Source organism: Nocardiopsis sp. YSL2, from assembly GCF_030555055.1.
Classification (GTDB): domain Bacteria; phylum Actinomycetota; class Actinomycetes; order Streptosporangiales; family Streptosporangiaceae; genus Nocardiopsis.
The window spans coordinates 3,015,361-3,037,672 of the sequence record NZ_JAMOAO010000001.1 but is presented as its reverse complement, the minus strand read 5'-3'; the positions used below and the strand labels follow the sequence as shown (position 1 = coordinate 3,037,672).

The window sequence follows — 22,312 nt, the reverse complement described above, 5'->3', positions numbered from 1 at the left end:
CCAATCACCACACCCACCGTGGCCCAGTGGCAACTGGGCAGGGAGCTCCAGCGACTCCGGGAGCGGCACAGTCTCACGATCACCGACGTCGCCCGGATTCTCGAAGTCACCATCTCCACCGTGAGCCGTTGGGAGGCCGCACTACGGGTGCCTCGCGAGAAGGAGCTTCGGCAGCTCACCAGGCACTACGAGTTGTCATCCCAAGAAGCCGAGGCCCTGATCCAGATTCGCCGTCAAGCGGGCAAGCGGGGTTGGTGGCAGTCCTACGACCTGCAACAGCGCTACGGGACGTTCATCGGGCTGGAAGCGAGCGCCTCGGAGATCGAGGCGTACACGAGTTCCGTCGTCACGGGTCTGTTCCAGACGGAGGACTACGCGCGCGCCGTGATCACGGGAGTCAGTAACTCTGTCACCCCTGACGACCTCGAACGGCAGATCGAGGTTCGCCGACAGCGCGTCAGTCGCGTGCTGTCAGAGGACGGGCCCGACATGTGGGTGATCCTCGGCGAGAGCGCGGTGCGTCAGCAGGTCGGGGGTCCGGACGTCATGCGTGCGCAGCTCACGCACCTGCTGGACCTGTCCGCGCATCCCAAGGTCACCCTCCAGGTCATCCCGCATGTCGCCGGAGCCCACATCGGGATGGTGGTACCGACCTTCATGATCCTGAAGCTGCCCATGTCCGGACTCTCGACCGTTTATGTGGAGAGCTACCGGAGTAACCTCTTCCTCGAAAGTGCTGAGGATCTGCACGACCACGAGGCGATCTTCAACCAGCTTCGGTTGGCCGGGGTCGGCGGGAACATGTTGCGGAAGCTGCTGTCGGACATCCGCAGAGATCTGTAGAAGGACGAGCGATGACACCTGAGAGTCAGTCCATCATCCCGACGGCGGCGAGCTGGAGGAAGGCGAGCTACAGCGCCGACCAGACCGCGTGTGTGGAGGTGGCCGACTGGGCGACGGGGGCCGCTGTCCGCGACACCAGGCACAGAGACCTCGGCAGCCTCGCCTTCACCCCGGGCGAGTGGCAGGCCTTCCTGGACACCGCCAAGACCGACCTCCACTAGGCACCCCGGACATCGGCCACCCTGCCAGCACGTGGTGGCCGGTGCCGGTCCGTGCCGACCCGACGAGTGGAGCCCGCCCCCATGTGGTCCTTCTTCCGTCGCGGAAGCTCTTCGACCGAACCCCCGCCGCCCCCTCCGCCCCCTCCGGTCCCCCCGGTCCAGGAGATGGAGGGCGAGTTCCCCCGGCACTACGACCACGAGGTCCGGCTCGGCGTACGCGTCCCCCAACCCCAGGCGGCGGCGTTCCTCGCGCTGGTGCGCGGTCGGCCATGGCGGTTCCGTGAGGTCGGAGCGACACCCGAACACCGGGACTACGACGTGCACGTCCCGGTCTCCGGTGCCGCCCTCGGCTCGACCGTGGCGGCCGCCGTCGGGTTCCGCAAGGCACGTGACCGTTCTGGAGTCGACGCGCGGATCATCACCTCCGCACGGCTGCGGCCCCGCCAGGCCCGCACCCAGACCTACCTCGTGCTGCCACGCGTGCAGGCGAAGAAGGTACCGGCCGTCCTGCTCCTCGCGCTGACCTGGTGGCGGGCCAGGGGGCGGGTCCACGCGCAGAGCCTGGCGGAGGCCCGGTCCCTGTTGCCGGAGTTCGCGGCCAGGCACCCGGAGGCCGGGCCGGCGGACTCGCTCACGGTCGTCGGTCTCCCTGACCGGGTCCACTCCTCCGACCACCACCCGGTGCTGGGCGCCGTGGTGCTCGGCGCGTTCCTGCTGGTGTGCGGCGTCCTGCTGTTCGTCGCGTGGCGCGCCGGAGAAGCCACCCTCACGACCATGTTCACCGTGTGGATCGCCGTTCCCTGTCTGTACGGCGCGTGGCAGGTCGTGATCCGGATCCCGGAGAGCCTGGCCAACACCTGGTTCCCGCTGGTCATCACCGTCCTGGCGATCCCCGCAGCGCTGGCGTTGGGCGACTTCAGCCTGACCGTGTACCTGGACGCCTTCGGCATCGGCGCCAACGAGGTGGCGCTCTCGGGGATCAGCCGCTTCGCGGCGACGACCGAGAGCGCGCCCCGGGTGATCCAGGCCGTGGTCGTCTCACTCGGCCTGTTCGGACTGGTCCGGCACTTTCACCTGCTCAGTCTCGGTGTCGCCCCGTTCCTCATCGGGCTGATGGCGGTCCTTCTCGTCCTCGTCCACGTGCTGGGCGCGCTGACGGACCAACTGCGTGAGGACACCGCCGGGGGTGAGGCCCATGTCGAGGCCTACCGGACCGAGGGCGGCGAGGCCCGATTCCACAGCGGTGTGGAGCCGACGGTGGTGTGCGTCGATCCGGGTGAGGCCCCCGTCATCCGTGTCGGCCCACCGCTGACGACGGACCGGCCGGTCCTGTACTTCAAGGGCGCGAAAGACGTCGACCTGCTGTGGGACCGGGACGAGGGTGTCACCCGGGTGCCGCGGTTCTCGGTCACCCTCACCCCGGTCGACACACTCGACGATCCCTGCCCGGCGACGGGCTGAGCACCAGGCGGATGGGGCCGCGCCGGTCGGCGCGGCCCCTTCCGCGCCTTCGGTCAGGCGTCCTGGTGGTGGTCGACCCAGGCGGTCAGCGGCAGGCCCTGGATGGCGGCGGCCATGAGCTCCGGAAAGGCGTCCGGGGTGCAGGCGAAGGCCGGGACGTCCATCTCGGCCAGGGCGGCGGCGTTCTGGCGGTCGTAGAACGGCGCGCCCTCGTCGGACAGGGCGAGCAGGACCACCACCTGCACGCCGGCGGACTTCATCGCGGCCACGCGCTTGAGCATCTCCGCGCGGACGCCGCCCTCGTAGAGGTCGCTGATCAGCACGAACACCGAGTCGTTGGGCTTGGTGATCAGACCCTGGCAGTAGGCGATGGCCCGGTTGATGTCCGTACCGCCGCCGAGCTGGGTGCCGAACAGGACCTCGACCGGGTCGGTCAGCTCCTCGGTCAGGTCCACGACCGCGGTGTCGAAGGCCACCAGTGAGGTGCGCAGCGCGCTCATCGACGCCAGCACCGCACCGAACACGCTCGCGTACACGACGGAGGAGGCCATCGATCCGCTCTGGTCGATCGCCAGCACCACGCCCTTCTGCACCCCGCGGCTGCGCCGCCCGTACCCCACGAGGGTCTGCGGCACGATCGTGTTGTGCTCGGGCAGGTAGTGCGCCAGGTTGCGGCGGATCGTGGTGTTCCAGTCGATGTCGGCCACCCGGCGCGGCCGGGTCGTGCGCGAGGACCGGTCGATGGCTCCCCGCACCACCGAGCGGGTCTTCTGCGCCACCCGGCGTTCGAGGTCGTCGACCACCGTGCGCACCACCGCGCGGGCGGACTCGCGGGCCTCGTCCGGCATCACCCGGTTGAGCGAGAGCAGCGTGCCCACCAGGTGCACGTCGGGTTCGACGGCCTCCATCATCTCCGGTTCCAGCAGGAGCCGGTGCAGACCGAGCCGCTCCATGGCGTCCTTCTGCATGACCTGCACGACGGAGGTCGGGAAGTACTCCCGGATGTCCCCCAGCCACCGCGACACCCGCGGGGCGGACGCCCCCAGGCCCGCGGAGCGGCGGCCGTCCGCGCTGCCGGAAGCGCCGTCGCCCCGGTTGTACAGGGCCTCCAGGGCGGCGTCCATGCCCTGGTCGGCGCTGGTCAGCCCGCCCCCGCACTGCGCCTCGCGGCCCAGCACCAGGCGCCAGCGGCGTTCCCGTTCGTCCACGGCGTTCACGCGTGGCTCCTTCCGTTGGTGAGGACGGCCAGTGCCGCGGCCACGGCGGGCGCGGCCCGGTCCGCGTCGACGAGGCGGCGCTCGGACACGGAGTGGTCGGGCCGCGGCGACCCGCCGATCCGGGCGGCCGCCTCGCCGATCGCGCGCCGCTCCGGGGCGTCGAAGGCGCCGAACGTGCGCCGCAGCAGAGGCAGCACCGCCGTGAACCGCTCCTCGGGCAGGCTCAGCAGCCAGGTGTCGATGAGCCCGAACAGCTGCTCGTCGTGGACCAGGATGAGCCCGCTGCCCTGCAGGAACCCCTCCAGCCACGCGGCGGCGTCGGCGGGTTCGGTCCCCGGCGACATCGCCAGGCCCAGCCGGCGGCGCAGTTCGTCGGCCGACAGCAGCCCACCGTCCGACAGCATCCGGTTGATCCGTCCGGCGATGCGCCCCGGGAGGGTGTCCCGCCGGGACAGGGCGACGAGCGCGCTCGTCCACTCGTCGGCCGCGTCGCCGCCGAGCAGGGACGCCGCGTCGTGCGTGTGGTCGATGCGCCGGACGAACTCGGCCGCCGCGTCGTCGTCCAGCCCGTGCACCGCCGGGGCCAGCCCCACGCACACCCGCCGTAGGATCTGCTCGGCGACCGCGCGCAGGTGGCCGCCGTCGGTGCCGCGCACGTCGCCGTACCGGGCCGAGCGCGCCAGCGCCGGGAGCGCGGCCATCAGGTGGGTGACGTCGCTGTCGGTGGCGGCGCGGTCGGTGAGCAGGGACAGCACGTGCGGCAGCGCGTCACCGAGTTCGGCCAGCAGGCACTGCTCGGTGAGGGCCGTGAGCGCGGGCAGGTCGGCGTCCGCGGCGAGGTCGACCGCCCGGGCGGCGGCGGCCGAGGCCACAGTGGTGCCCCACCGGCTCGCCTCGATCAGCGCGACGTCCATGTCGGGTTCCCAGCGCAGGCGCCAGGCCTCCCGGAACGTGCCGCGCCGCCCGCCGCCGGTGTGGCGGGGCACGCCCCAGGCCACACCGAGCATGCGCAGCCGGTGCAGCAGCACACCGCGCTCGCGCTGGCTCTCCTTGCGCAGGTCGAGATCGAGTTCGCGGTCGAAGGGCTCGGGCCTGAGCCGCAGCCGCTTCTGGGCGGCGGTGAGGTCGCGCTGCAGCGGCACCATGGGCGTGCTGGGCGGAACGGCGCCCATGCGCTCGCCGATCGCCATCCGGCGGTGGACGAGCGCCGCGCGGGCGGTCTCGCCCTCGCACAGGACGGAGGTGAGCGCCTCGGACACCTCGTCGAGCCCCGCGAGCGGCCGCCCGCGCAGGACGGACAGTGTCTCCGAGAGCCGTACCCCCTCGATGACGTGCGAGGAGGAGACCGCCTGCCCCTCCTCGCGCAGCAGGCGCGCGGCGTCGGTGAGCCAGCGGTGCACCGGCCGGTCCGGGGCGGTGAACAGATGGTGGTACCAGCCCGGGGAGGACACCCCCGCGCCGTAGCCGCTGTCGGCCGCCAGCCGCCCGTGGGTCCACGGCACCCACGTGGCGTTGACCTTCGCCTTGGGCAGTCCGCGCAGCAGCGCGGTGTCGTCCTTGATCGGGTAGTCGTTCACGTCGCGCAGGGCGGGGGCGTGCCAGGCCCCGCAGACGACGGCGACCCGGTCGTGCCCCTCCTTGAGCACTCTGCGCAGGGTCTGGCGCATGTACGCCTCCCGGCGCGCCTCCCGGCCCCGCTCCGGTCCCGTCTCGGCGCGCACGGCCGCCATGGCGTCGGCGATCGCGGGGAACGGCGACGGCTGGTCGTCGCGCCGCTGCTCGATGACGTCGTCCCACCAGCGCTCGGTGTCGTCGTAGCCCGCGGCCCGGGCGAGCACGCCCAGCGGATCCACCCGGACCCGGTCGGCGGACCGTTCGGCCGCGGATGGGGCCTGCTGCCCCGGAGCCTCCTCCTCGTCCTGCCTCGGAGCCTTCTCCCGGTCCTGCTCCTGGTGCTCCTCGCCCGGTCCGTCCTTCTCCTGCTCGGCCTCCGCCCGCGCCTCGGCGCGGGCCACCCGCTCGGCCAGGGTGTGCGCGGCGGGCAGGTCGCAAAAGCGCACGGGGACGTCGTGCTCGACGGCGTAGCGCAGCGCCTGCCATTCCGGGGAGAAGGAGGCGAAGGGCCAGAACGCCCACCCGTCGCCCGCCGCCACCCTCAACGGACGGCCTCCGGCCGCAGCGCCTCCCGCTTCGTCGCCCGCCGCCACCCTCAACGGACGGCCTCCGGCCGCAGCACCTCCCGCTTCGTCGCCCGCCCTCGGCGTGTCGCCCTTGGGGGTGTCGGCGAGGTAGGCCAGCAGGGCGACCGGCGGCTCCAGCTCTCCCACCAGGGAGGTGAGCGCGTCCGCCTCGGGCGGCCCCTCGATCAGCACGGCGTCCGGCTTGATCTCCTCCAGGGCCGCCCGGACCGCCCGGGCCGAGCCCGGGCCGTGGTGCCGCACGCCCAGGACGTGCAGTCCACCGGTGTCCAGTCGGGGCATCAGGCGCTCACCTCGCGGCAGGCGCGGTAGAACTCGCTCCAGCCCTCGCGGCCGCGCGCCACGGTCTCCAGGTACTCGCGCCACACCACGCCGTCGGAGACGCGGTCCTGCACCACCGCTCCCTGGATGCCCGCGGCGACGTCGGCCGGCCGCAGCAGGCCGTCACCGAAATGGGCGGCCAGGGCGATGCCGTTGGTGATGACCGAGATCGCCTCGGCGGTGCTCAGCGTGCCGCTGGGCGACTTGACCTTGGTGCCGTTGTCCTCGGTCACCCCCGAGCGCAGCTCGCGGAAGACGGTGACCACGCGCTGGATCTCGGTGAGGCTGGTGGGGACCTCGGGCAGGTCCAGCGAGCGGCCGAGCTGCTCCACGCGCTGGGTGACGATGCGGACCTCGTCCTCCGCGCTGTCGGGGACGGGCAGCACCACCGTGTTGAAGCGGCGGCGCAGCGCGCTGGAGAGGTCGTTGACGCCGCGGTCGCGGTCGTTGGCGGTGGCGATGACGTTGAACCCGCGCTGGGCCTGGACCTCCACGCCCAGTTCGGCGACGGGCAGCGCCTTCTCCGACAGGACCGTGATGAGCCCGTCCTGGACGTCGGACGGCATGCGGGTGAGCTCCTCGATCCGTGCGATCGACCCGCGCGCCATCGCGTTCATCACGGGACTGGGGACCATGGCGGCTTCGGAGGGCCCCTCCGCGAGCAGCCGGGCGTAGTTCCAGCCGTAGCGGACGGCCTCCTCCGAGGTGCCCGCGGTGCCCTGCACCAGCAGGGTCGAGTCGCCGGCGATCGCGGCGGCCAGGTGCTCCGACAGCCAGGTCTTGGCGGTGCCGGGCACACCGATCAGCAGCAGCGCGCGGTCCGTGGCCAGCGTCGCGACGGCGACCTCCACGACCCGGCGGGAGCCGATGTACTTGGGCGTGATCTCGGTACCGTCGTCCATCGTGGTGCCCAGCAGGTACTGGGTGACCGCCCACGGGGACAGCTTCCAGCCCGGGGGCCGCTGGCGGTCGTCGGCCTCGGCGAGCGCCGCCAGCTCGGTGGCGTAGGTCTGCTCGGCGTGGGGGCGAAGGGCAGCAGAGGGGCTGGGCCGAAGGTCTCCGTTGAGGGTGGTGGTGGGCGACGGGTGGGAGGGGGTGCCGGCGTCAGTGGAAGTGGACAACTAGAGCTCCCGGGTCATGTCGTGTCGGAATCGGAGGGTGTCCCGCAACCGGAGGTAGGGCGCCTCGGCGGCGGTGTCGTCGCCGCCGGGCGGGCGGTCGGGGAGTGCGGTGTGGAGGTCGGGGGACAGGTGTTCGGCGGCCACGAAGCAGAACACCCGGAAGCCCGAGATGTCGCTCTTACGCTTCAGGGGCCGGTGCAGGCGCCGCACGACCCAGTCGCACAGCTCCGGCGACCACGGGCCCGGCACCGTGCGGATCACCTGGTCCAGGGCCAGCAGCGTGGTGTCGTCGTCGGCGGCGTCCAGCAGCGCGCGGCAGCGCTCGTCCGGGGAGAGCGCGGCGAACAGTCCGGCGAGCTGGAGCGCGCCGCGGTCGCGGTAGTGGCGCGAGCGGGGATCGACCAGCCCGGTGCCGATCGCCCGGAGCAGGGCGCGGGCCCAGGCGGCGTCACCCTGGAGCCCGGCCGCTCCGGCGAACGTCTCGCGCAGCCGGGTCTCGTCGGCGCGGTCCAGGCGGGCGACGATCCGGTCGGGCGTCTGGCCGAACAGATCGGTCCACACGTCCAGCGGCGCGTGCGTGACCAGGGTCGAGGCGCGCTCGGCCCGTGTCGCGGCGGTATCGGGCTCACGGCCGGTCACCACGAGGGTGAGGTCGCGCAGGATGTCGCGCCGGTCGGGGCCGACCGGGCCCACGGCGATGCCGCCCCGCTCGTCGGTGCGCGCGAGTTCCCGGACGTAGCCGCGCAGCCGGTGGGCGTGCGCGCTGTCGGGCAGCCGGGTGAGCAGGGCCAGGGCCTGTCCGCGCACGTTGGCGCTCCGGTCGTCCAGCGCGCGGTCGAGCAGTGGTTCGTCGTCGGTTCCCAGTCCCGTGGCGAGGGTCTCCAGCAGGTGGCGCCGCTGGTCGGCCTGGCGCAGTCCGGGCCAGGCCTCGGCGAGCAGCTCGCGTGCCGCGGCGGGGTCGGTGGCGCGCAGGGCGGCCAGCGCGTGGCGGCGCTCGCCCGGAGTGCCGTGGGTCCAGTCGCGCTCCCGGTAGCGGTCGCCGGGCAGGAGGACCGCGTTCGCGTAGGACCAGGCGGGCTTGAACCGGGCCAGCCACCGGGCCCGGGGCCCGACCGCCGCCACGATCATCGGCCGCAGCTCGCTGTCGCCCACGCCCCGGTCCAGCAGGGTCGGCACGGTGGCGCGAGCGGGACTGAGACCGGAGTCCGCGGCCAGGCGCAGCCACTCCGGGAGGAGCTCGGGCCGGGAGGCCAGGATCTCGGCCAGGCGGCGGTCGGCGGCGGCGCCGACCTCGGGCCGTTCGGGGTCCTCGTCCGGTGTGACGGGCGTGCGGGCGGAGGGTGCGTACCCGGCGTCTCGGCGCACCGCGGCCAGGACGGCGCGGTCCAGCAGAGCGCGGGCGGGCACGTCCGCCGGGGTGGCGGGCAGGTCGGGGGTGTCCGGAACCGCGCGGCGGCCGGTGCCGACCAGGGCGGCGGAGACCAGGCGGTCCCAGGAGTCGGAGGGAGGGGTGGTCACAGGGAGATGGCCTTTCCACGTGCGTCCCACACGGTCAGGGGTGTGAGTCCGTCCCGGGGCGACCACTCCCCGGCCACGGTGGCCGGGTGCCCGCCGGTGACGGCGAGGAGCCGCCAGGGTTCGGGGTCGGACAGCGGCAGCGCGGCGCCGGCGGGGTCGGTGAGGTACCACCGCCCGTCGAGTGCGGGCGCGGCCGCGCCCAGGACCACCGGCCAGGCGTCCCTCCAGGGGTCCTCGGCCAGGGCGGCGGCGTAGGAGTCGAGTGCCTCGGCGACCGTGCCCGCCTCGGGCGACGCCGCGGGCGCGGCGCGGTGGCCGTCGTCGACGGGGACGGCGCGGTGGCCGTCGGGGTAGAACGCGAGCTCGGTGTCGGTCTCGGTCGCGTCGCGGAAGGGGGAGACGGGTGTCTGTTCCGGTCGGGCGAAGGACAGCGACAGGGCGATCCTCCCCGTGCCCCGGCCGCGCAGCCACACACGGCGGGCGCGGATGTCGGGGTCGGCGGTGCCGACGTCGCGCCTGCCCAGGACCTGCCACGTGTCGCGCACGCGCTCGCCCTGGGCCAGGACCTCCTCGACCCGGGTGGTGATCCCGGCCCGAGTACGGATCACACCGCGCATCCGCGCGCCGAGCCCGTCCCCGGGGTCCCCCTCGGGGGACGCCTCCGTGGGCTCCTCCGGGGCGGTTCCCACCGCCCGGTACCCGTTGACCAGCAGGTGGAGCCGTCCGAGCCGGTCCAGGACCGCCTCGGGCCAGCCCTGCTCCCGGAGCGCGCCGGGCAGCTCCGACACGAGCGCGGCGGCACCGCCCGCCTTGGCGTCGACCAGGCGCCTGGCCATGCGGTCCCAGTGGTCGTAGCCGTGCTTGGGCGCCTCGGCCAGTCCGGCGTCGAGCTGGTCGTCCAACCACATGCGGAGCTCGTCCATGCCCGCGGCGACGGATTCCTCCCGTGCCCGGAGCGTGGCCGCGGCCCGCTTGGGGTCGGCGGGCCCGGCCTGCGGCCCGGTACGGCGCGCGGCCCGCCCGGCCAGCCACTTCGCGACCCACTCGGGCCGCTCCTCACAGGTCTGGACCTCCTCCTGCGCCCACAGGGCGAGCAGCCCGAGGACGTGCTTGCAGGGGATCTTGCGACTGGGACAGCTGCACTTGAAGGCCGGGCCGCCGTCCATGTGGACGGCGGCGAGGTAGGGCTTGGACCCGCTCCCCTTGCACTCGCCCCACACGGCGGCGGTACCGCCCGTGTCCGCGGCGACCGCTCCGCGCTGGGGCCAGGAACCGGTCCTGGCCACCTTGAGAGCGGCCTTGTGCGATGAGGGGTCCGGGGCCAGGGCCCAGACGTCGTCAGTACTCCATCGATCGCTCACAAGGACAACACTAGGGATCGCCAGTGACAGAACCGGGGCTTCTCGGCACCCTTTTCCCGACGAATCCGGAAGCTTCAGGAACTGTCCGATCGGCGTGAGATGATTCCACACCGGGCCCCTCCCCGGGCACCGCTTCCGGGCGCCCTCGGGCGCCCCGCCCCCAGGTCGTCGCGACCCCGTGCGCGCTCCGGGCGCCGACGCACCGGCTCCCGGAATCCCTCGCGCGATCCGCTGCCGTGGCCTCCCTTTTCCACTCAAAAAGGAAAACGGCTCGACGGATGTCCAGGAAACATCGCACGATTCTCCTTTCCCCGCCTAGAATTCCACGACCGGCGCTTCCCAGCGTCGTCGGCCCTCCCACGTGCGCCCACTCCCGGAAGGGAGGGAAGCGGGTCCGGTGCCGCCGGGTCCGCGCCCCCGATGTCCCCCACTCGGCCCGCCCGCCTCTACGCCCCGGTCCCGTCCTCCGGCCGGGCCGAACTCTGGGAACGGCTCCGCGAGATCCACGGCGCCGTCGCCCCGGTGGAACTGGATCCTGGCGTACCCGCGTGGCTCCTGCTCGGGTACCACGAGAACCTCTCCGTCCTACAGAACCCCCACCTGTTCTCCAGGGACACGCGCCAGTGGCGCGAGGTCACCGACGGACGCGTGGACCTGGCCGCCTCCCGGCCCGCCCTGTCCTGGCGCCCCAACGCCCTGTACGCCGACGGCCCCGAGCACACCCGGCTGCGCGCCCCCATCGCCGACGGCCTGGCCCGGGTCGACCTGTCGGCCACCACCCGCACCGTGCGCCGGATCGCCGACGACCTCATCGACGCCTTCACCGCCGCCGGCCGCGCCGACCTCATCGGCGACTTCGCCGCGCCCCTGCCGGTCCTGGTGCTCAACCACCTCTACGGGCTCCCCGACTCCTACGGGCACATGCTCGGCGACCTCACCGCCGTGCTGTTCGAAGCCGACGCCCGGCGCGGCGAGGCCGCCGTCGCCCGCGTCCACCAGTACTTCGCGGGCCTGGTCTCCCGTAAGCGCGACCGGCCGGGCGCCGACCTGGTCTCGTGGATGATGGAGCACCCCTCACGGCTCAGCGACCATGAGCTCGCCCACGCGGCCGCGCTCATCAACAACGCCAGCCACCAGCCCACCACACACCTGATCGGCAACACCCTGCGCACCCTGCTGACCGATGCGTGGATCCGCACGGCCCACGCCGACGCCCGGCTGAGCGTCCAGGACCTGCTCGACCATGTGATGTGGACCGACACGCCCTTCCAGGTCCTGCCCGCCCGGATCGCCCTGCAGGACGTCCGCATCGGCTCCTGTGACATCCGCCGCGGGGACGCCCTCCTCATCGGCTTCGAAGCGGCCCACCTGGACCCGGCCGTCCGGTCGGCGGGCGGCGGCCGCTCCCACCTGATGTTCGGCGCGGGACCGCACGCCTGCCCCGCGCGCAACCTGGCCCGGACGATCGCCGCCACCGCGGTCACCGCCGTCCACGAGCGGTTGGGCGGCCTCCGCCTGGGCGTTGACCCCAGGGAGCTGCACCTGACGCCCTCGCCGTTCGTGCGCGGACTGGCGGAGCTACCGGTCGTCTTCACCCCGGACGAGGCCGTCCTGCCCGCGGCCGTGCCGCCCGAACCGAGGGCCGAGGAGCACGCCGACCTGTTGACCCGTCTCCTCAGCTGGTGGCGTCGTGGCGCTTGAGGTCCCGGACCGGCGCGGCCAGCTCCTCCTCGAAGAACCGGAAGAACCCCTCCGGGTCGGGCCCGGCGTTGACCAGGCACAGGTGGTCGTATCCGGCGGCGGCGAACTGCCGGATGACCGCCAGGTGGCGTTCGGGGTCCGGCCCGAAACCCAGCTCGTCGCGCATGTGGTCACGGCTGATCAGCGCCGTGGCCGCCTCGAAGTTCACCGGGTTGGGCAGTTCCGACATGACCTTCCAGCCGGTCAGGCCGAACCGGAAGGTCTCCCGCGCCGAATCCAGGGCGCTCGCCTCGTCCGGCGCCCACGCCAGGGGCACCTCGCAGTAGAGCGGGCCGTCGCCGCCCCCGTCCTCGTAGGCGCCGGTGAGCACACGGCTCGGCTCGGTGCCGAACAGGCCGTCGCCCAGCTCGGCGGCCATCGTCGCGGACCGCTGGCCGCCCGCCGCCACGACGATGGGCGGCGGCTCCTCGGGCAGGTCGAACACACGGGCGTCCTCCAGCGACAGGTGGCGCCCGTCGTAGGAGTGGTAGCCGCCCGACCACAGCAGGCGGATGATCTCGATCGCCTCGCGCAGCATCGCGTGCCGTGTGCTGGCGTTGGGCCACCCCCGGCCGACCACGTGCTCGTTGAGCCGTTCCCCCGAGCCCAGCCCGAGGACGAAGCGCCCCTCCGACAGCAGCGCCGTGGTGGCGGCCGCCTGCGCCACGATCGCCGGGTGGACCCGGATGATGGGACACGTGACGCCCGTGGCCATCTGGATCCGCTCGGTGCGTTCGGCGATGGCGGCCAGCATCGACCACACGAACGCCGAGTGCCCATGGCTGTAGAGCCACGGATGGAAGTGGTCGCTGACCTCCACGAAGTCGAACCCGGCCGCCTCGGCCCGCACGGCCTGGTCCACGATCTCGCGAGGACCGAATCCCTCGGCGAACAGCTTGTACCCCACGTACATGGCACAGCCCCCTCAGGCCGGGATCGTCGACGTCGGACGTGCCCAGAACCGGTGTGCGCCGATGAGCCGGGCGAACTCCGTGATGAGGTCGTCGCCGGCCCGCCCGGACCTGACCACGCCCATGGTGCTGCGGGTCTCGTCCGTCACCGGGCCCGCCACGCCCTCCGGCAGTGGAGGCGTGGTGAACAGGGAACCGCCGGCTCCGATCGCGGCCAGCGGCTTGTGGTGCTTGTAGGCCTCCAGCACGAAGTGCCGGGCCGTGCCGTCCCCCGCCAGCGCCACGGCGCACTCCGGCCCGCCGACGACGGCGACCGCGTCGTAGAGCACCGACGACACCGTCGTGTAGGCGCGATCGACGGAGAGGGCTCCCCCGTCCCCGGTGCGGACCGCTCCGTCCCGGGACGCCAGCAGCTCCACCACCGCGCCCTCCGCGACCAGCGAGTCCCGTACGGCCGCGACGGCCGGACCGTCCGCGCCGTCGGCGACCAGGCAGGCCACCTGTCGGCCCACGAGCGACCCGAACGTGTTCCTGGCCTGGCTGAGCGCGGGCGAGGAGCGCCCGTGGTTGGGAGTGCCGTCCTCCGCCGAGGGCGGCACGACGCCGACCCCCTCGGCCACGTGCACGGCCAGACCGTGGTCCACGTGGTTGAGGTTGGCCACGACCCGCTGCCGCACCTCCAGTTCCTCGCACTTGCCCAGCTCGAACCGGAACGCGGCGCGCAGGTGCTCCCGCTCCCACTCGGCGAGGCTGTTGTAGAAGAGCGTGGCCTGCGAGTAGTGGTCGGCGAAGCTCTCGCTGCGCACCCGGACCTTCCGGCCCTCCACCTTCTCGGTGTAGTGGTGGTAGCCGCCGCCCTCGGCCAGGGCGGGGCACCCGCCGCCGAGCCGGTTGGGGAAGTACGAGGTCCTCCCCCGGTGCACCCGGTGCTGGGCGAACCCGTCCCGCTGGTTGTCGCTCACCGGCGCCACCGGGCGGTTCACCGGGATCTGCTGGAAGTTGGATCCGCCCAGGCGCAGCAGCTGGGTGTCCAGGTAGGAGAAGTTGCGCGCCTGCAGGAGGGGGTCGTTGGTGAAGTCGATGCCGGGCACCACGTTCGCGGTGTGGAAGGCGACCTGCTCGGTCTCGGCGAAGAAGTTGTCCGGATTGCGGTCCAGGACCAGCTTGCCGACCGGATGCACCGGCACCTGCTCCTCCGGGATGATCTTCGTGGCGTCCAGCAGGTCGAAGTCGAAGGCGTGCTCATCCTCCTCCTCCACCAGCTGTACGCCCAGCTCCCATGCGGGGTACTGGCCGCGCTCGATGGCCTCCCACAGGTCGCGCCGGTTGTAGTCCGGGTCCTTGCCCTGGACGCGCTGTGCCTCGTCCCAGACCAGGGAGTGCGTGCCCAGCAGCGGACGCCAGTGGAACTTCACGAAGGTGCCCCGGCCCCCGGCGTCGACGAAACGGAAGGTGTGCACACCGAAGCCCTGCATCATCCGATAGCTGCGGGGCAGCGCCCGGTCCGACATCAGCCACATCATCATGTGCGTGGTCTCGGGCTGCAGTCCCACGAAGTCCCACAGGGTGTCGTGGGCGGACTGCGCCTGGGGGATCTCGTTGTGCGGCTCGGGCTTGACGGCGTGCACGAAGTCCGGGAACTTCACCCCGTCCTGGATGAAGAAGACCGGCATGTTGTTGCCGACGAGGTCGTAGTTGCCCTCCTCGGTGTAGAACTTCACCGCGAACCCGCGCACGTCGCGCACCGTGTCGGCCGAGCCGCGCGACCCGGCCACGGTGGAGAAGCGTACGAAGACCGGGGTGGTCACACCGGGCGCCCGCAGGAAGTGCGCCGCGGTCACGTCCTCCATGCCCCGGTACGTGGTGAAGTGGCCGTAGGCCCCGGCCCCGCGGGCGTGCACGACGCGTTCCGGGACGCGCTCGTGGTCGAAGTGGGTGAGCTTCTCCCGCGCGTGGAAGTCCTCCAGCAGGGTGGGGCCTCGGACGCCCGCCCGCAGCGAGTTGTCCGTGTTCCCCACCGGCGTACCGGTCTCGGTGGTCAGGGATTCCGTGGAGTCGGTTCTGTGCTGGTCGAGCTGGCGGTCCTTCGCGTCCCGTCCATCCGTGCTCATCACTACCTCCGCGGCGGTTCGCGTTCGGTCCCCCCCTCCTCTGACCGACCGCTCCCGCGCACAAACACCCCTTGTCCCGAATTGACCCGCCCCGTCCGCGCAGCACATCGGCCACACGATCGGTCGGGTCCCGGGGTCGCAGAAGGGGTTGCCCCGTGGACCGACCAGCGCGCGGCAGGGCCCCTATGAGCCGCGCGCACGCGAGGTGCGTCGTTCGCTCTCCCTGCGCAGCGCGTCGACGAGTTCGTCCTTGTCCATCTTCGAGCGGCCGGAGATGTCGAGGTCGCGCGCCTGCCGGTACAGCTCCTTCTTGCTGGCGTTGGCGTCCACCCCGCCGGCGGTCGGCTCGTCCCTGCCCCGCGCGCGTGCGGCGTCGGGGTTCTCCGCCTGCGCGTCCGACGGCCCCGGCCTCTGCTTGGGCACCCAGCGGTCGCCCTTCTTCTGGTACGTGTGCTTGAGCGCGGCGAACGCGACGCGGTGCGCCCGTTCGCCCTCCCCGTACTCGTCCACGGCCGAGTCGTGCGCCTTGATCCAGGTGCGCTGGGCCTTCTCGGGCGATCGCTTCAACGTGTCCGGTAGTTCGCTGGCTCCCGGCATGGCCGTCACCCCCTACGCACGGCACTGCCCGAGCCCCCTCCGCACCAAACCCTACCGGCGAGTTAACAACCACTGGTGATCTCACGGATGCGAATTCACGCATTCGTCATCATAGTTGAGGCGTCCAATGAAATGAGAAGCATGTGCGATATCGGGATACCCCTGACCCGATACGCGCTCTCGTTTCCCCCCCAGGGACACCCCGCGTTCTACGCGGATTCCCGCTGCACGAGATAAGGACAACCCGTGCGAACAAAGAATGCCCCCGAGAAAACGACCCCCCGCTCCTGGGCCGACCGGCTCGCCGTCAAGACCGCCCTCGTCCTGGGCGTCGCCGTGGCGACCGCCGCCACGGTGGTCGCGCCGGCCCAGGCGGCCGGCTACGAGCGCGGCCCCGACCCCACGGAGTCCAGCATCGAGGCGCTCCGCGGGTCCTTCGACACGGACACCGAGTCGGTCTCGTCCTGGGTGAGCGGCTTCGGCGGCGGCACCATCTACTACCCCACCGACACCAGTCAGGGCACCTTCGGCGGTGTCGTCGTGGCTCCGGGCTACACCGCGAGCAGCTCGACGATGTCGTGGCTGGGCCACCGGCTGGCGTCGCAGGGCTTCGTGATCTTCACGATCGACACCAACACGCGCTACGACCAGCCCAACAGCCGCGGCCGCCAGATCGAGGCCGCGCTGGACTACCTGGTCGAGGACAGCGACGTCACTGACACCGTGGACCCCGACCGCCTCGCGGTCATGGGCCACTCGATGGGCGGCGGAGGCACACTCGCCGCGGCCGACGACCGGCCGGAGCTCAAGGCCGCCATCCCCCTCACCCCGTGGCACACCCAGAAGAACTGGTCGAGTGTCACCGTTCCGACCATGATCATCGGCGCGGAGAACGACAGCGTCGCCTCCACCCGCTCCCACGCCATCCCGTTCTACGAGAGCCTCAACGGCTCGCTGGACAGGGCCTACGTGGAGCTGGACGGCGCGAGCCACTTCGCCCCGAACTCCCACAACACCCCGATCGCCCGGAACAGCATCGCCTGGCTGAAGCTGTTCGTGGACGAGGACGAGCGGTACGAGCAGTTCCTCTGCCCGGCGCCGAGCACGGGCTGGGGTTCGGACTACTCCGACTACCGGGACACCTGCCCCTACGGTTCCTGATCCCCGACGCTTGACGCACGAACGGCGGGCCGCACCCAGCGGTCCGCCGTTTCCTGCGCCCGTACGGCGATGTCAGCCGGGTATCGCCGCGCGCAGGTGTGCCATCTGGTCGAGCAGGAGCCGGGTTCCTACCGGAGCGTCGTCGAGGTAGCCCTCGGGCGGTGCCACCGATCCCCGCTCGTCCGGCTGGGGCACGTAGGCGTACTCGGGGTCCCAGGCCAGGGGCAGCCCGGTGATGCCGTCGAAGTGGCTGCCGTCCTCGGCGCGCACCACCCACCAGGCCATCGGCCCGGCCATGAGCGTGCGCACGGCGTGGGTGAGCCGGGACGTGTGCGGGGTGAGGAGCTGGAACGCCATCCCGCGGGCCGCGTGGGTGGACACCGCGTCGGAGATCCACGAGGACAACGGGACGACGTCGCGGCCCTGGGCGATCACGAACGCCTGGCGCGCGACGCGCTCGACCGCGGGGTGCGCGGTCTCCTCCCAGGCGGAGAAGTCAGCCGGGCCGGAAGTCCATACGGTTCAGCCCAGTCGTTCCCTGGGCTGGAGAACCCACGGCAATTCGAAGTTGTGCAGTGGAACGGCGGTCACGTAGTCGGGGTCTCTGAATACGGAGGCATACCAGAACACTTGAACCAGGCCGCCATGATAGACGACGCCGACAAGCACCGAAAGAACGACTGGGGCCTCGGCAGTTCCTACAGAAACTTCGAGACGGCCATGCTGGACATCCTCTCAACAGAGACCTATCTGGTCTCGCAGAGATAGAGTGAGTCAAGTCTACGATCCTTCGCTCTCGGAGATCGAAGTCAGGTCCAAGCGAGGAAAACTACTGAAGACCCTGTCACCACCACCAAGCGCCATTGTCATTGACTACGAGATCAACGGTACACCACAAAAGAGAATCACTTATCCCAACATCCCTGACCTTAAGTAGGAGGAATAATGGTGTACGGACTCCATAAAGGCGACATGGGCCCGGCCGAAGAGGAGGAGGCAATCAGGGACATCGCCGCCGACCTCTCCACCGCCCTGCCTGAGGGCTGGACTTCAGCGACCTACACGGCCGATGTCATCGGCGGTTATATGAACGAACTCATGCAAACTGCGCTAGCCGATGGCGAAACCGTTACCGCCAGGATGCCACGCGACACGGGAATGAAGACTCTGCGACTACGATCGGGCATGTACAAACCAGGAAAGGGAACCTGGTTCACCATGGAATTGAGCTTGTGGAGCAATGGGAAATACCGATGCAATTTTAACTACGAAAGCGAACCTGAATTTGATTTCGACCCCGACGAACATGAGTATACGCGAGAGCTGAAAACCTTCCCCCGAAACGAGGACTTCATGCCGGAATGGCTGCAAGCTAAGGCTACTGACAATTAGATCACCCAATGAGGGTTAGTGCTATTGATTGGCCAGGAGTTCCGCCAGAGGGGTGAGAAGTTCCCGGCATGACCATTTTTTGGTGACGAATCGCAGGACAGGTCGAAGCTGATCGGCGTATTCTGTCGAGTGATTCCCGAACATGGCGGTCACCCGGGGGCGCCCACTTCCGGAGCATTCCGCCTTCGCTGGGATCGTAACTCTTCAGCTGGCTTTTGGAACTCGGTCTCAACGGGCGGGGGATTCCCGGTCCTGTGAGCCGGCTGCGAAACAGCGCGCTGCTCGTCCCGGGCTCGGCGACCCCGCCCCACGTGGCACCGCCGCTCTGGAGCAGGGCGACCCGCCAGGGCAGGTACAGCCACGCTGCTGCCCCGGGTGCTCAGACGGCACGGTGCACATCCGCCCAGGAGCAGGCGCACGGTGTCCGAGCACCACCACAGGGGCTCGTTCGTCACGCCGCCACCGGAGCGGTCGGCCGTGACCCCCTGCGCCCACCGGAACCGGGGAAGGTGGACGGGCAGGGCCCGCGGCCCCGCCACACCGACCAGCCCCTGCCGCGGACCCGCCCTCGGCGCCGCGAACCGCCGACCCGCACACGACGGCGGCCCGCGGGGAGATCCCCACGGGCCGCGGTCCGACTGCACGGTTCAGAGTCCCGGTCGGCCGGTAGGCGGCGCGCCCGGGTCCGCCGGTCAGTCGTGGAAGTCCAGCTCCTCGGGCAGCGCCCGCTCGAAGTCCGTCTCCTCCACGGGGCCGCCCTCGCGGTCGGTCACCCGGGCCTCCTGGACCATCTCGATGTCGTTGCCGGCTCCGTACTGGACGACGTACACGCCCTGGTGGCCGCCGTGGTCACCGTTGGAGGAGGAGAACGGCACCAGGCCCGGGCCCTGCCACTCCTGGGTCTCCAGCGCGTCGATCAGGGACTGGCGGGTGAGGTCCTCCCCCGCCGCCTTCAGGGCCTGCGAGAACATCACGGCCTGCGTCATGCCGAACAGGTGGGTGTTGGTCAGGGGACCGTCCTCCCCGTACTCCTCCCACACGGCGGAGAAGAACTGGGACCACTCGTCCTCGGTGTCCTCCACCCGCGGGAGGTAGCTCGTGATGACCATCCCGTCCAGGAAGGCGTCCGCGGGCACCTCCTCGGCGTCCGTGCCCTCGGTGAAGTTCGCGAGCAGCCCCTGGAGCGTGGCGGTGTCACCACCGATGCTGGAGACCACCCACTGCGGCTCGTAGCCGATGCTCGCCGCCTCCAGCAGTGAGAGGGCGACGAACGCCGGGATGCAGGAGCACACGACGACCTCGGCGCCCGAGCGCTCCAGCTCGGCGATCTGCGAGCTCATGTCGGTGTTGTCGGACTCGTAGTGCTCCCGGGCCACGACGTCGTTGTTGAGGTACTGGTCGAGGCCGGTCTGGGCGTCCTCACCGACGTCGTCGTTCTGGAACAGGTAGCCGACGGGCTTGTCGGGGAAGTTCTCCACGACGTACTCGCCCTGGATCTTGGCTTCCTTGGTGTAGTCCGTCTGCCACCCGTACGTCAGCGGGTACTCTTCCGGGTTGTTCCACGCCAGGGCCCCCGAGGACGGGAACACGTCCGGGACGCCCTCGTCGTTGAGGTAGTCCAGGACACCGCTGTGCGTGGGTGTGCCCAGTCCGCCCACCATCGCGAAGATCTCCTGCTCGATGACGAGCTCGCGCGTGACGTCGATGGTCTGGGAGGGGTCGTAGACGTCGTCCTCGACCCGGTAGTCGATCTGGCGTCCGTTCACACCGCCCTGCGCGTTCACGTACTCGAACACGGCGGCCGCCGCCTGGGAGATCGACTGGTAGCCGGGCGCCGCGGGCCCCGTCAGGGGCTGGTGCGTGCCGATGACGACGGAGTCGTCGGTGACGCCCGGGGACACGTTCAGGTCGACGTCCCCGGTCTCGGCGACCTCACCGGCGCCCGTACAGGCCGACGCCATCATCGTCAGCGCGAGGGCCGCCGCCGTGGCGGCCAGTGTTCCTCTGCGGTATCGCATCGTGTTCTCCTTCGTCAGGGGGTGGAGATGAGGTCTCACGGGCCCCGAGATGGGTCCCGCCGCGGGTTTCATGAGGCGCCCCTGGAGCCGTCGGTGTCCGGAGCGGCACCGTTGGGCGGGGCACTGGTGGAAGAGGCGCCGGCGGACCCGGCACCGTTCGTGGAAGCGGTCCCGGCGGCGGTTCTGCGCTTGTACGCCATCCGCTGGAACACGCCCTGGATCCCGTAGGGCCAGAAGCGCAGGACCAGGATGAGGATGACGCCGAACACGACCACCGGAAGGTTGTTCTCGACGTCCGGGCTGAAGCTCATGGCACCGGCGAGGTCGGAGACCCAGACCTCCAGGTAGACCAGCGCCAGTGCGGCCCAGAAGGCGCCCCACATGCTGCCGATGCCGCCCAGGACGAGCACCGCGAGCAGGCTCAGGGACAGCGCCAGCGTGAACGTGCTGGGTGTGACCGTGCCGAGCACGTAGGCCTGGAGTCCCCCGGCCAGCCCGCCGGCGGCCGACGCGATGACGAACGCGACCACCTTGGTGCTGCCCACGGGCACGCCGGACATGGCCGCCGCGGTCTCGTCGTCGCGCACCGCGCGCATGCGGCGCCCGAGGCGGCCGGTGGTCACCGTCGCCAGGACCGCGAGTCCGATGACGACCGCGGTCCACACCACGATCGCCTTCCACTCACTGCCGGAGAAGATCCCCTGCAGTGCGGGCGGGGCGCCGGCGGTGCGGATGTTGAGTCCGTTGCTGCCGCCGAGGAACTCGTGGTAGCGGTGCGTGAGCCCGGGCAGGCCCACGGCCAGGATCAGCGTGGCTCCGGCCAGGTAGGGACCGTGCAGCCGAGCGGTCGCGGCGCCGACCGCGATCCCGGCCACGACCGACACCACCACGATGATCAGCAGGTTCACGGCGATCGGCAGCATCGGCTGGTGCAGGACCATCAGCGCCATGGTGTAAGCGCCGATCATCATGAACGCGCCGTGGCCCAGGGACACCTGGCCGCTGCCGCCGACGAGCAGCTGCAGGCCGGCCAGCGCCAGCATCGTGTAGCCGACGGCGGCGAACCGCAGTGCGGTCAGGTCGCCGGTCACGAACAGCAGGGCCGTGACGGCGCACAGTCCGAGTGCGGCGAGCAGCAGGTGGCGCAGCGGCGAGGGCAGGCCCCGCCATCGTCCGCCCGCGCCTCGGGGCGCGGCCGGGGCCGGCCGGTCAGGGGTGGTGGCGCGCTCCGCGCGCTGTCTGGTGGGCGAGGACATTGCTACACCTTTCGCGCGGTCGGGCGGGACAGGATGCCGTCGGGACGCACGCTCAGCACGAGGACCACGATGGCGAGGGCGGCGAGGGTCGCCAGTTCGGGTCCCGCGTAGCCGGACACGTAGGTCAGGCCCAGGCCGATGAGCATGCCGCCGATGACGGCGCCGAACGGGTTGTCGAGACCGCCCACCACGGCCGCGGTGATGCCGAAGACGAAGACGATGTCGAACACGTTGGGTGAGAGGAACGGCGGGCCGGCGAGCATGCCCGCCAGAGCGCCGATGGCCGAGGCGATCCCCCAGCCGGCGGTGAGCATCAGGCCCACCTTGACCCCGCTGAGCCGGGCCGCCTCCGGTCGGAAGGCGGCGGCGCGCATCCGCAGTCCGAGCGGCGTGTACCGGTACAGGGCGAACAGCAGCAGGGCGACCGCGGCGACGGACCCGAGCGCGAAGGCGTCGGCGGGCGAGAAGCGCCCGACGTAGCTGAACGCGTACTGGAGTCCGTGCTGCTCGTTGCCCCAGATCATCCCGACGCCGCCCTGGACGATGAGTAGGAGTCCGAGGGTGACGATGATGCCGTTGAGTTCGGAGACGCGGGCGATCGGCCGGATGATGATCCGTTCGACCACGGCTCCGGCGACCAGGCCGACCGTCAGAGCGCTCGCGAAGCCGATCCAGTAGGAACCGGTCAGCTGGACCACGGTGTAGGCGGTGTAGACCGACATCAGGGCGAGCGCGGGCTGGGCGAAGTTCACCAGCCGTGTGGCCTGGTAGATGATGACCAGGGACAGCGCCAGCGCCGCGTACGTGGCCCCGGACGCCAACCCGCTCAGGGTCAGGTTGATGAAGTGGTTCATGGGGGGTCTCC

At 71.3% G+C, this 22,312-nt stretch carries 17 protein-coding genes and 1 pseudogene; 6 read left to right on the top strand and 12 right to left on the bottom strand.

Features of this window, described 5'->3' with window-relative positions:
• The first annotated feature begins 18 nt into the window (after positions 1-18).
• From M1P99_RS13365 to M1P99_RS13355, 3 genes are all read left to right on the top strand, one after another.
• Entirely contained in the window at positions 19-843 is an 825-nt protein-coding gene (locus tag M1P99_RS13365) for a helix-turn-helix transcriptional regulator (protein WP_304452979.1), read from the top strand.
• Positions 844-854: 11 nt separating this feature from the next.
• A complete protein-coding gene (locus M1P99_RS13360; RefSeq protein ID WP_304452978.1) occupies positions 855-1,064 on the top strand; it encodes a DUF397 domain-containing protein in 210 nt (69 codons plus the stop codon).
• Positions 1,065-1,229: 165 nt separating this feature from the next.
• On the top strand, positions 1,230-2,525 hold the full coding sequence (locus M1P99_RS13355; protein WP_304452977.1) for a hypothetical protein: 1,296 nt from the start codon (positions 1,230-1,232) through the stop codon (positions 2,523-2,525).
• A gap of 53 nt (positions 2,526-2,578) precedes the next feature.
• Here the strand turns inward: M1P99_RS13355 and M1P99_RS13350 are convergent, their stop codons facing one another.
• The 5 genes from M1P99_RS13350 to M1P99_RS13330 all read right to left on the bottom strand — a co-directional run bounded on the left by M1P99_RS13350 (position 2,579) and on the right by M1P99_RS13330 (position 10,186).
• Positions 2,579-3,742 carry a VWA domain-containing protein gene (locus M1P99_RS13350; protein WP_304452976.1) on the bottom strand — a complete coding sequence of 388 codons (1,164 nt, stop codon included), beginning with the start codon at positions 3,740-3,742 and terminating at the stop codon, positions 2,579-2,581.
• On the bottom strand, positions 3,739-6,222 hold the full coding sequence (locus tag M1P99_RS13345) for a DUF5682 family protein (protein ID WP_304452975.1): 2,484 nt from the start codon (positions 6,220-6,222) through the stop codon (positions 3,739-3,741). The genes M1P99_RS13350 and M1P99_RS13345 overlap by 4 nt, the downstream gene beginning before the upstream one ends.
• Positions 6,222-7,256, bottom strand: coding sequence for an AAA family ATPase (locus M1P99_RS13340; protein ID WP_304455680.1), 1,035 nt, complete (start codon positions 7,254-7,256; stop codon positions 6,222-6,224). The genes M1P99_RS13345 and M1P99_RS13340 overlap by 1 nt, the downstream gene beginning before the upstream one ends.
• 126 nt (positions 7,257-7,382) lie before the next feature.
• A complete protein-coding gene (locus M1P99_RS13335; protein WP_304452974.1) occupies positions 7,383-8,900 on the bottom strand; it encodes a DUF5691 domain-containing protein in 1,518 nt (505 codons plus the stop codon).
• The gene (locus M1P99_RS13330; RefSeq protein ID WP_304455679.1) at positions 8,897-10,186 is read right to left on the bottom strand and encodes an SWIM zinc finger family protein; all 1,290 of its coding nucleotides are present in this window, start codon (positions 10,184-10,186) and stop codon (positions 8,897-8,899) included. The genes M1P99_RS13335 and M1P99_RS13330 overlap by 4 nt, the downstream gene beginning before the upstream one ends.
• A gap of 495 nt (positions 10,187-10,681) precedes the next feature.
• On the opposite strand from M1P99_RS13330, the gene M1P99_RS13325 reads away from it, so the two are divergent.
• Entirely contained in the window at positions 10,682-11,962 is a 1,281-nt protein-coding gene (locus M1P99_RS13325) for a cytochrome P450 (protein WP_304452973.1), read from the top strand.
• Here the strand turns inward: M1P99_RS13325 and M1P99_RS13320 are convergent.
• From M1P99_RS13320 to M1P99_RS13310, 3 genes are all read right to left on the bottom strand, one after another.
• Positions 11,937-12,914 carry a TIGR03557 family F420-dependent LLM class oxidoreductase gene (locus M1P99_RS13320; RefSeq protein ID WP_304452972.1) on the bottom strand — a complete coding sequence of 326 codons (978 nt, stop codon included), beginning with the start codon at positions 12,912-12,914 and terminating at the stop codon, positions 11,937-11,939. The genes M1P99_RS13325 and M1P99_RS13320 overlap by 26 nt on opposite strands.
• A 12-nt stretch (positions 12,915-12,926) precedes the next feature.
• The gene (locus M1P99_RS13315; protein WP_304452971.1) at positions 12,927-15,023 is read right to left on the bottom strand and encodes a catalase; all 2,097 of its coding nucleotides are present in this window, start codon (positions 15,021-15,023) and stop codon (positions 12,927-12,929) included.
• A 183-nt stretch (positions 15,024-15,206) separates the two neighbouring features.
• On the bottom strand, positions 15,207-15,620 hold the full coding sequence (locus M1P99_RS13310; protein WP_304452970.1) for a ChaB family protein: 414 nt from the start codon (positions 15,618-15,620) through the stop codon (positions 15,207-15,209).
• A 324-nt stretch (positions 15,621-15,944) separates the two neighbouring features.
• Between M1P99_RS13310 and M1P99_RS13305 the strand changes: the two genes are divergently transcribed.
• Entirely contained in the window at positions 15,945-16,781 is an 837-nt protein-coding gene (locus M1P99_RS13305) for a serine aminopeptidase domain-containing protein (RefSeq protein ID WP_304455678.1), read from the top strand.
• A gap of 72 nt (positions 16,782-16,853) precedes the next feature.
• Here M1P99_RS13305 and M1P99_RS13300 read toward each other — a convergent pair.
• A pseudogene (locus tag M1P99_RS13300) lies at positions 16,854-17,243 on the bottom strand (DUF6177 family protein); the annotation flags it as partial.
• 483 nt (positions 17,244-17,726) lie between these two features.
• On the opposite strand from M1P99_RS13300, the gene M1P99_RS13295 reads away from it, so the two are divergent.
• Positions 17,727-18,173, top strand: a complete 447-nt coding sequence (locus M1P99_RS13295) for a hypothetical protein (RefSeq protein WP_304452969.1) — start codon at positions 17,727-17,729, stop codon at positions 18,171-18,173.
• 692 nt (positions 18,174-18,865) lie between these two features.
• Here M1P99_RS13295 and M1P99_RS13290 read toward each other — a convergent pair.
• From M1P99_RS13290 to M1P99_RS13280, 3 genes are all read right to left on the bottom strand, one after another.
• Positions 18,866-20,191: an ABC transporter substrate-binding protein gene (locus tag M1P99_RS13290; protein ID WP_304452968.1), complete on the bottom strand. Its 1,326-nt coding sequence runs from the start codon at positions 20,189-20,191 to the stop codon at positions 18,866-18,868.
• Between the two features lie 68 nt (positions 20,192-20,259).
• On the bottom strand, positions 20,260-21,447 hold the full coding sequence (locus M1P99_RS13285) for a branched-chain amino acid ABC transporter permease (protein WP_304452967.1): 1,188 nt from the start codon (positions 21,445-21,447) through the stop codon (positions 20,260-20,262).
• 2 nt (positions 21,448-21,449) lie between these two features.
• Complete coding sequence (locus M1P99_RS13280) at positions 21,450-22,301, bottom strand: branched-chain amino acid ABC transporter permease (RefSeq protein ID WP_304452966.1); 852 nt, start codon at positions 22,299-22,301, stop codon at positions 21,450-21,452.
• Between the last annotated feature and the right edge of the window lie 11 nt (positions 22,302-22,312).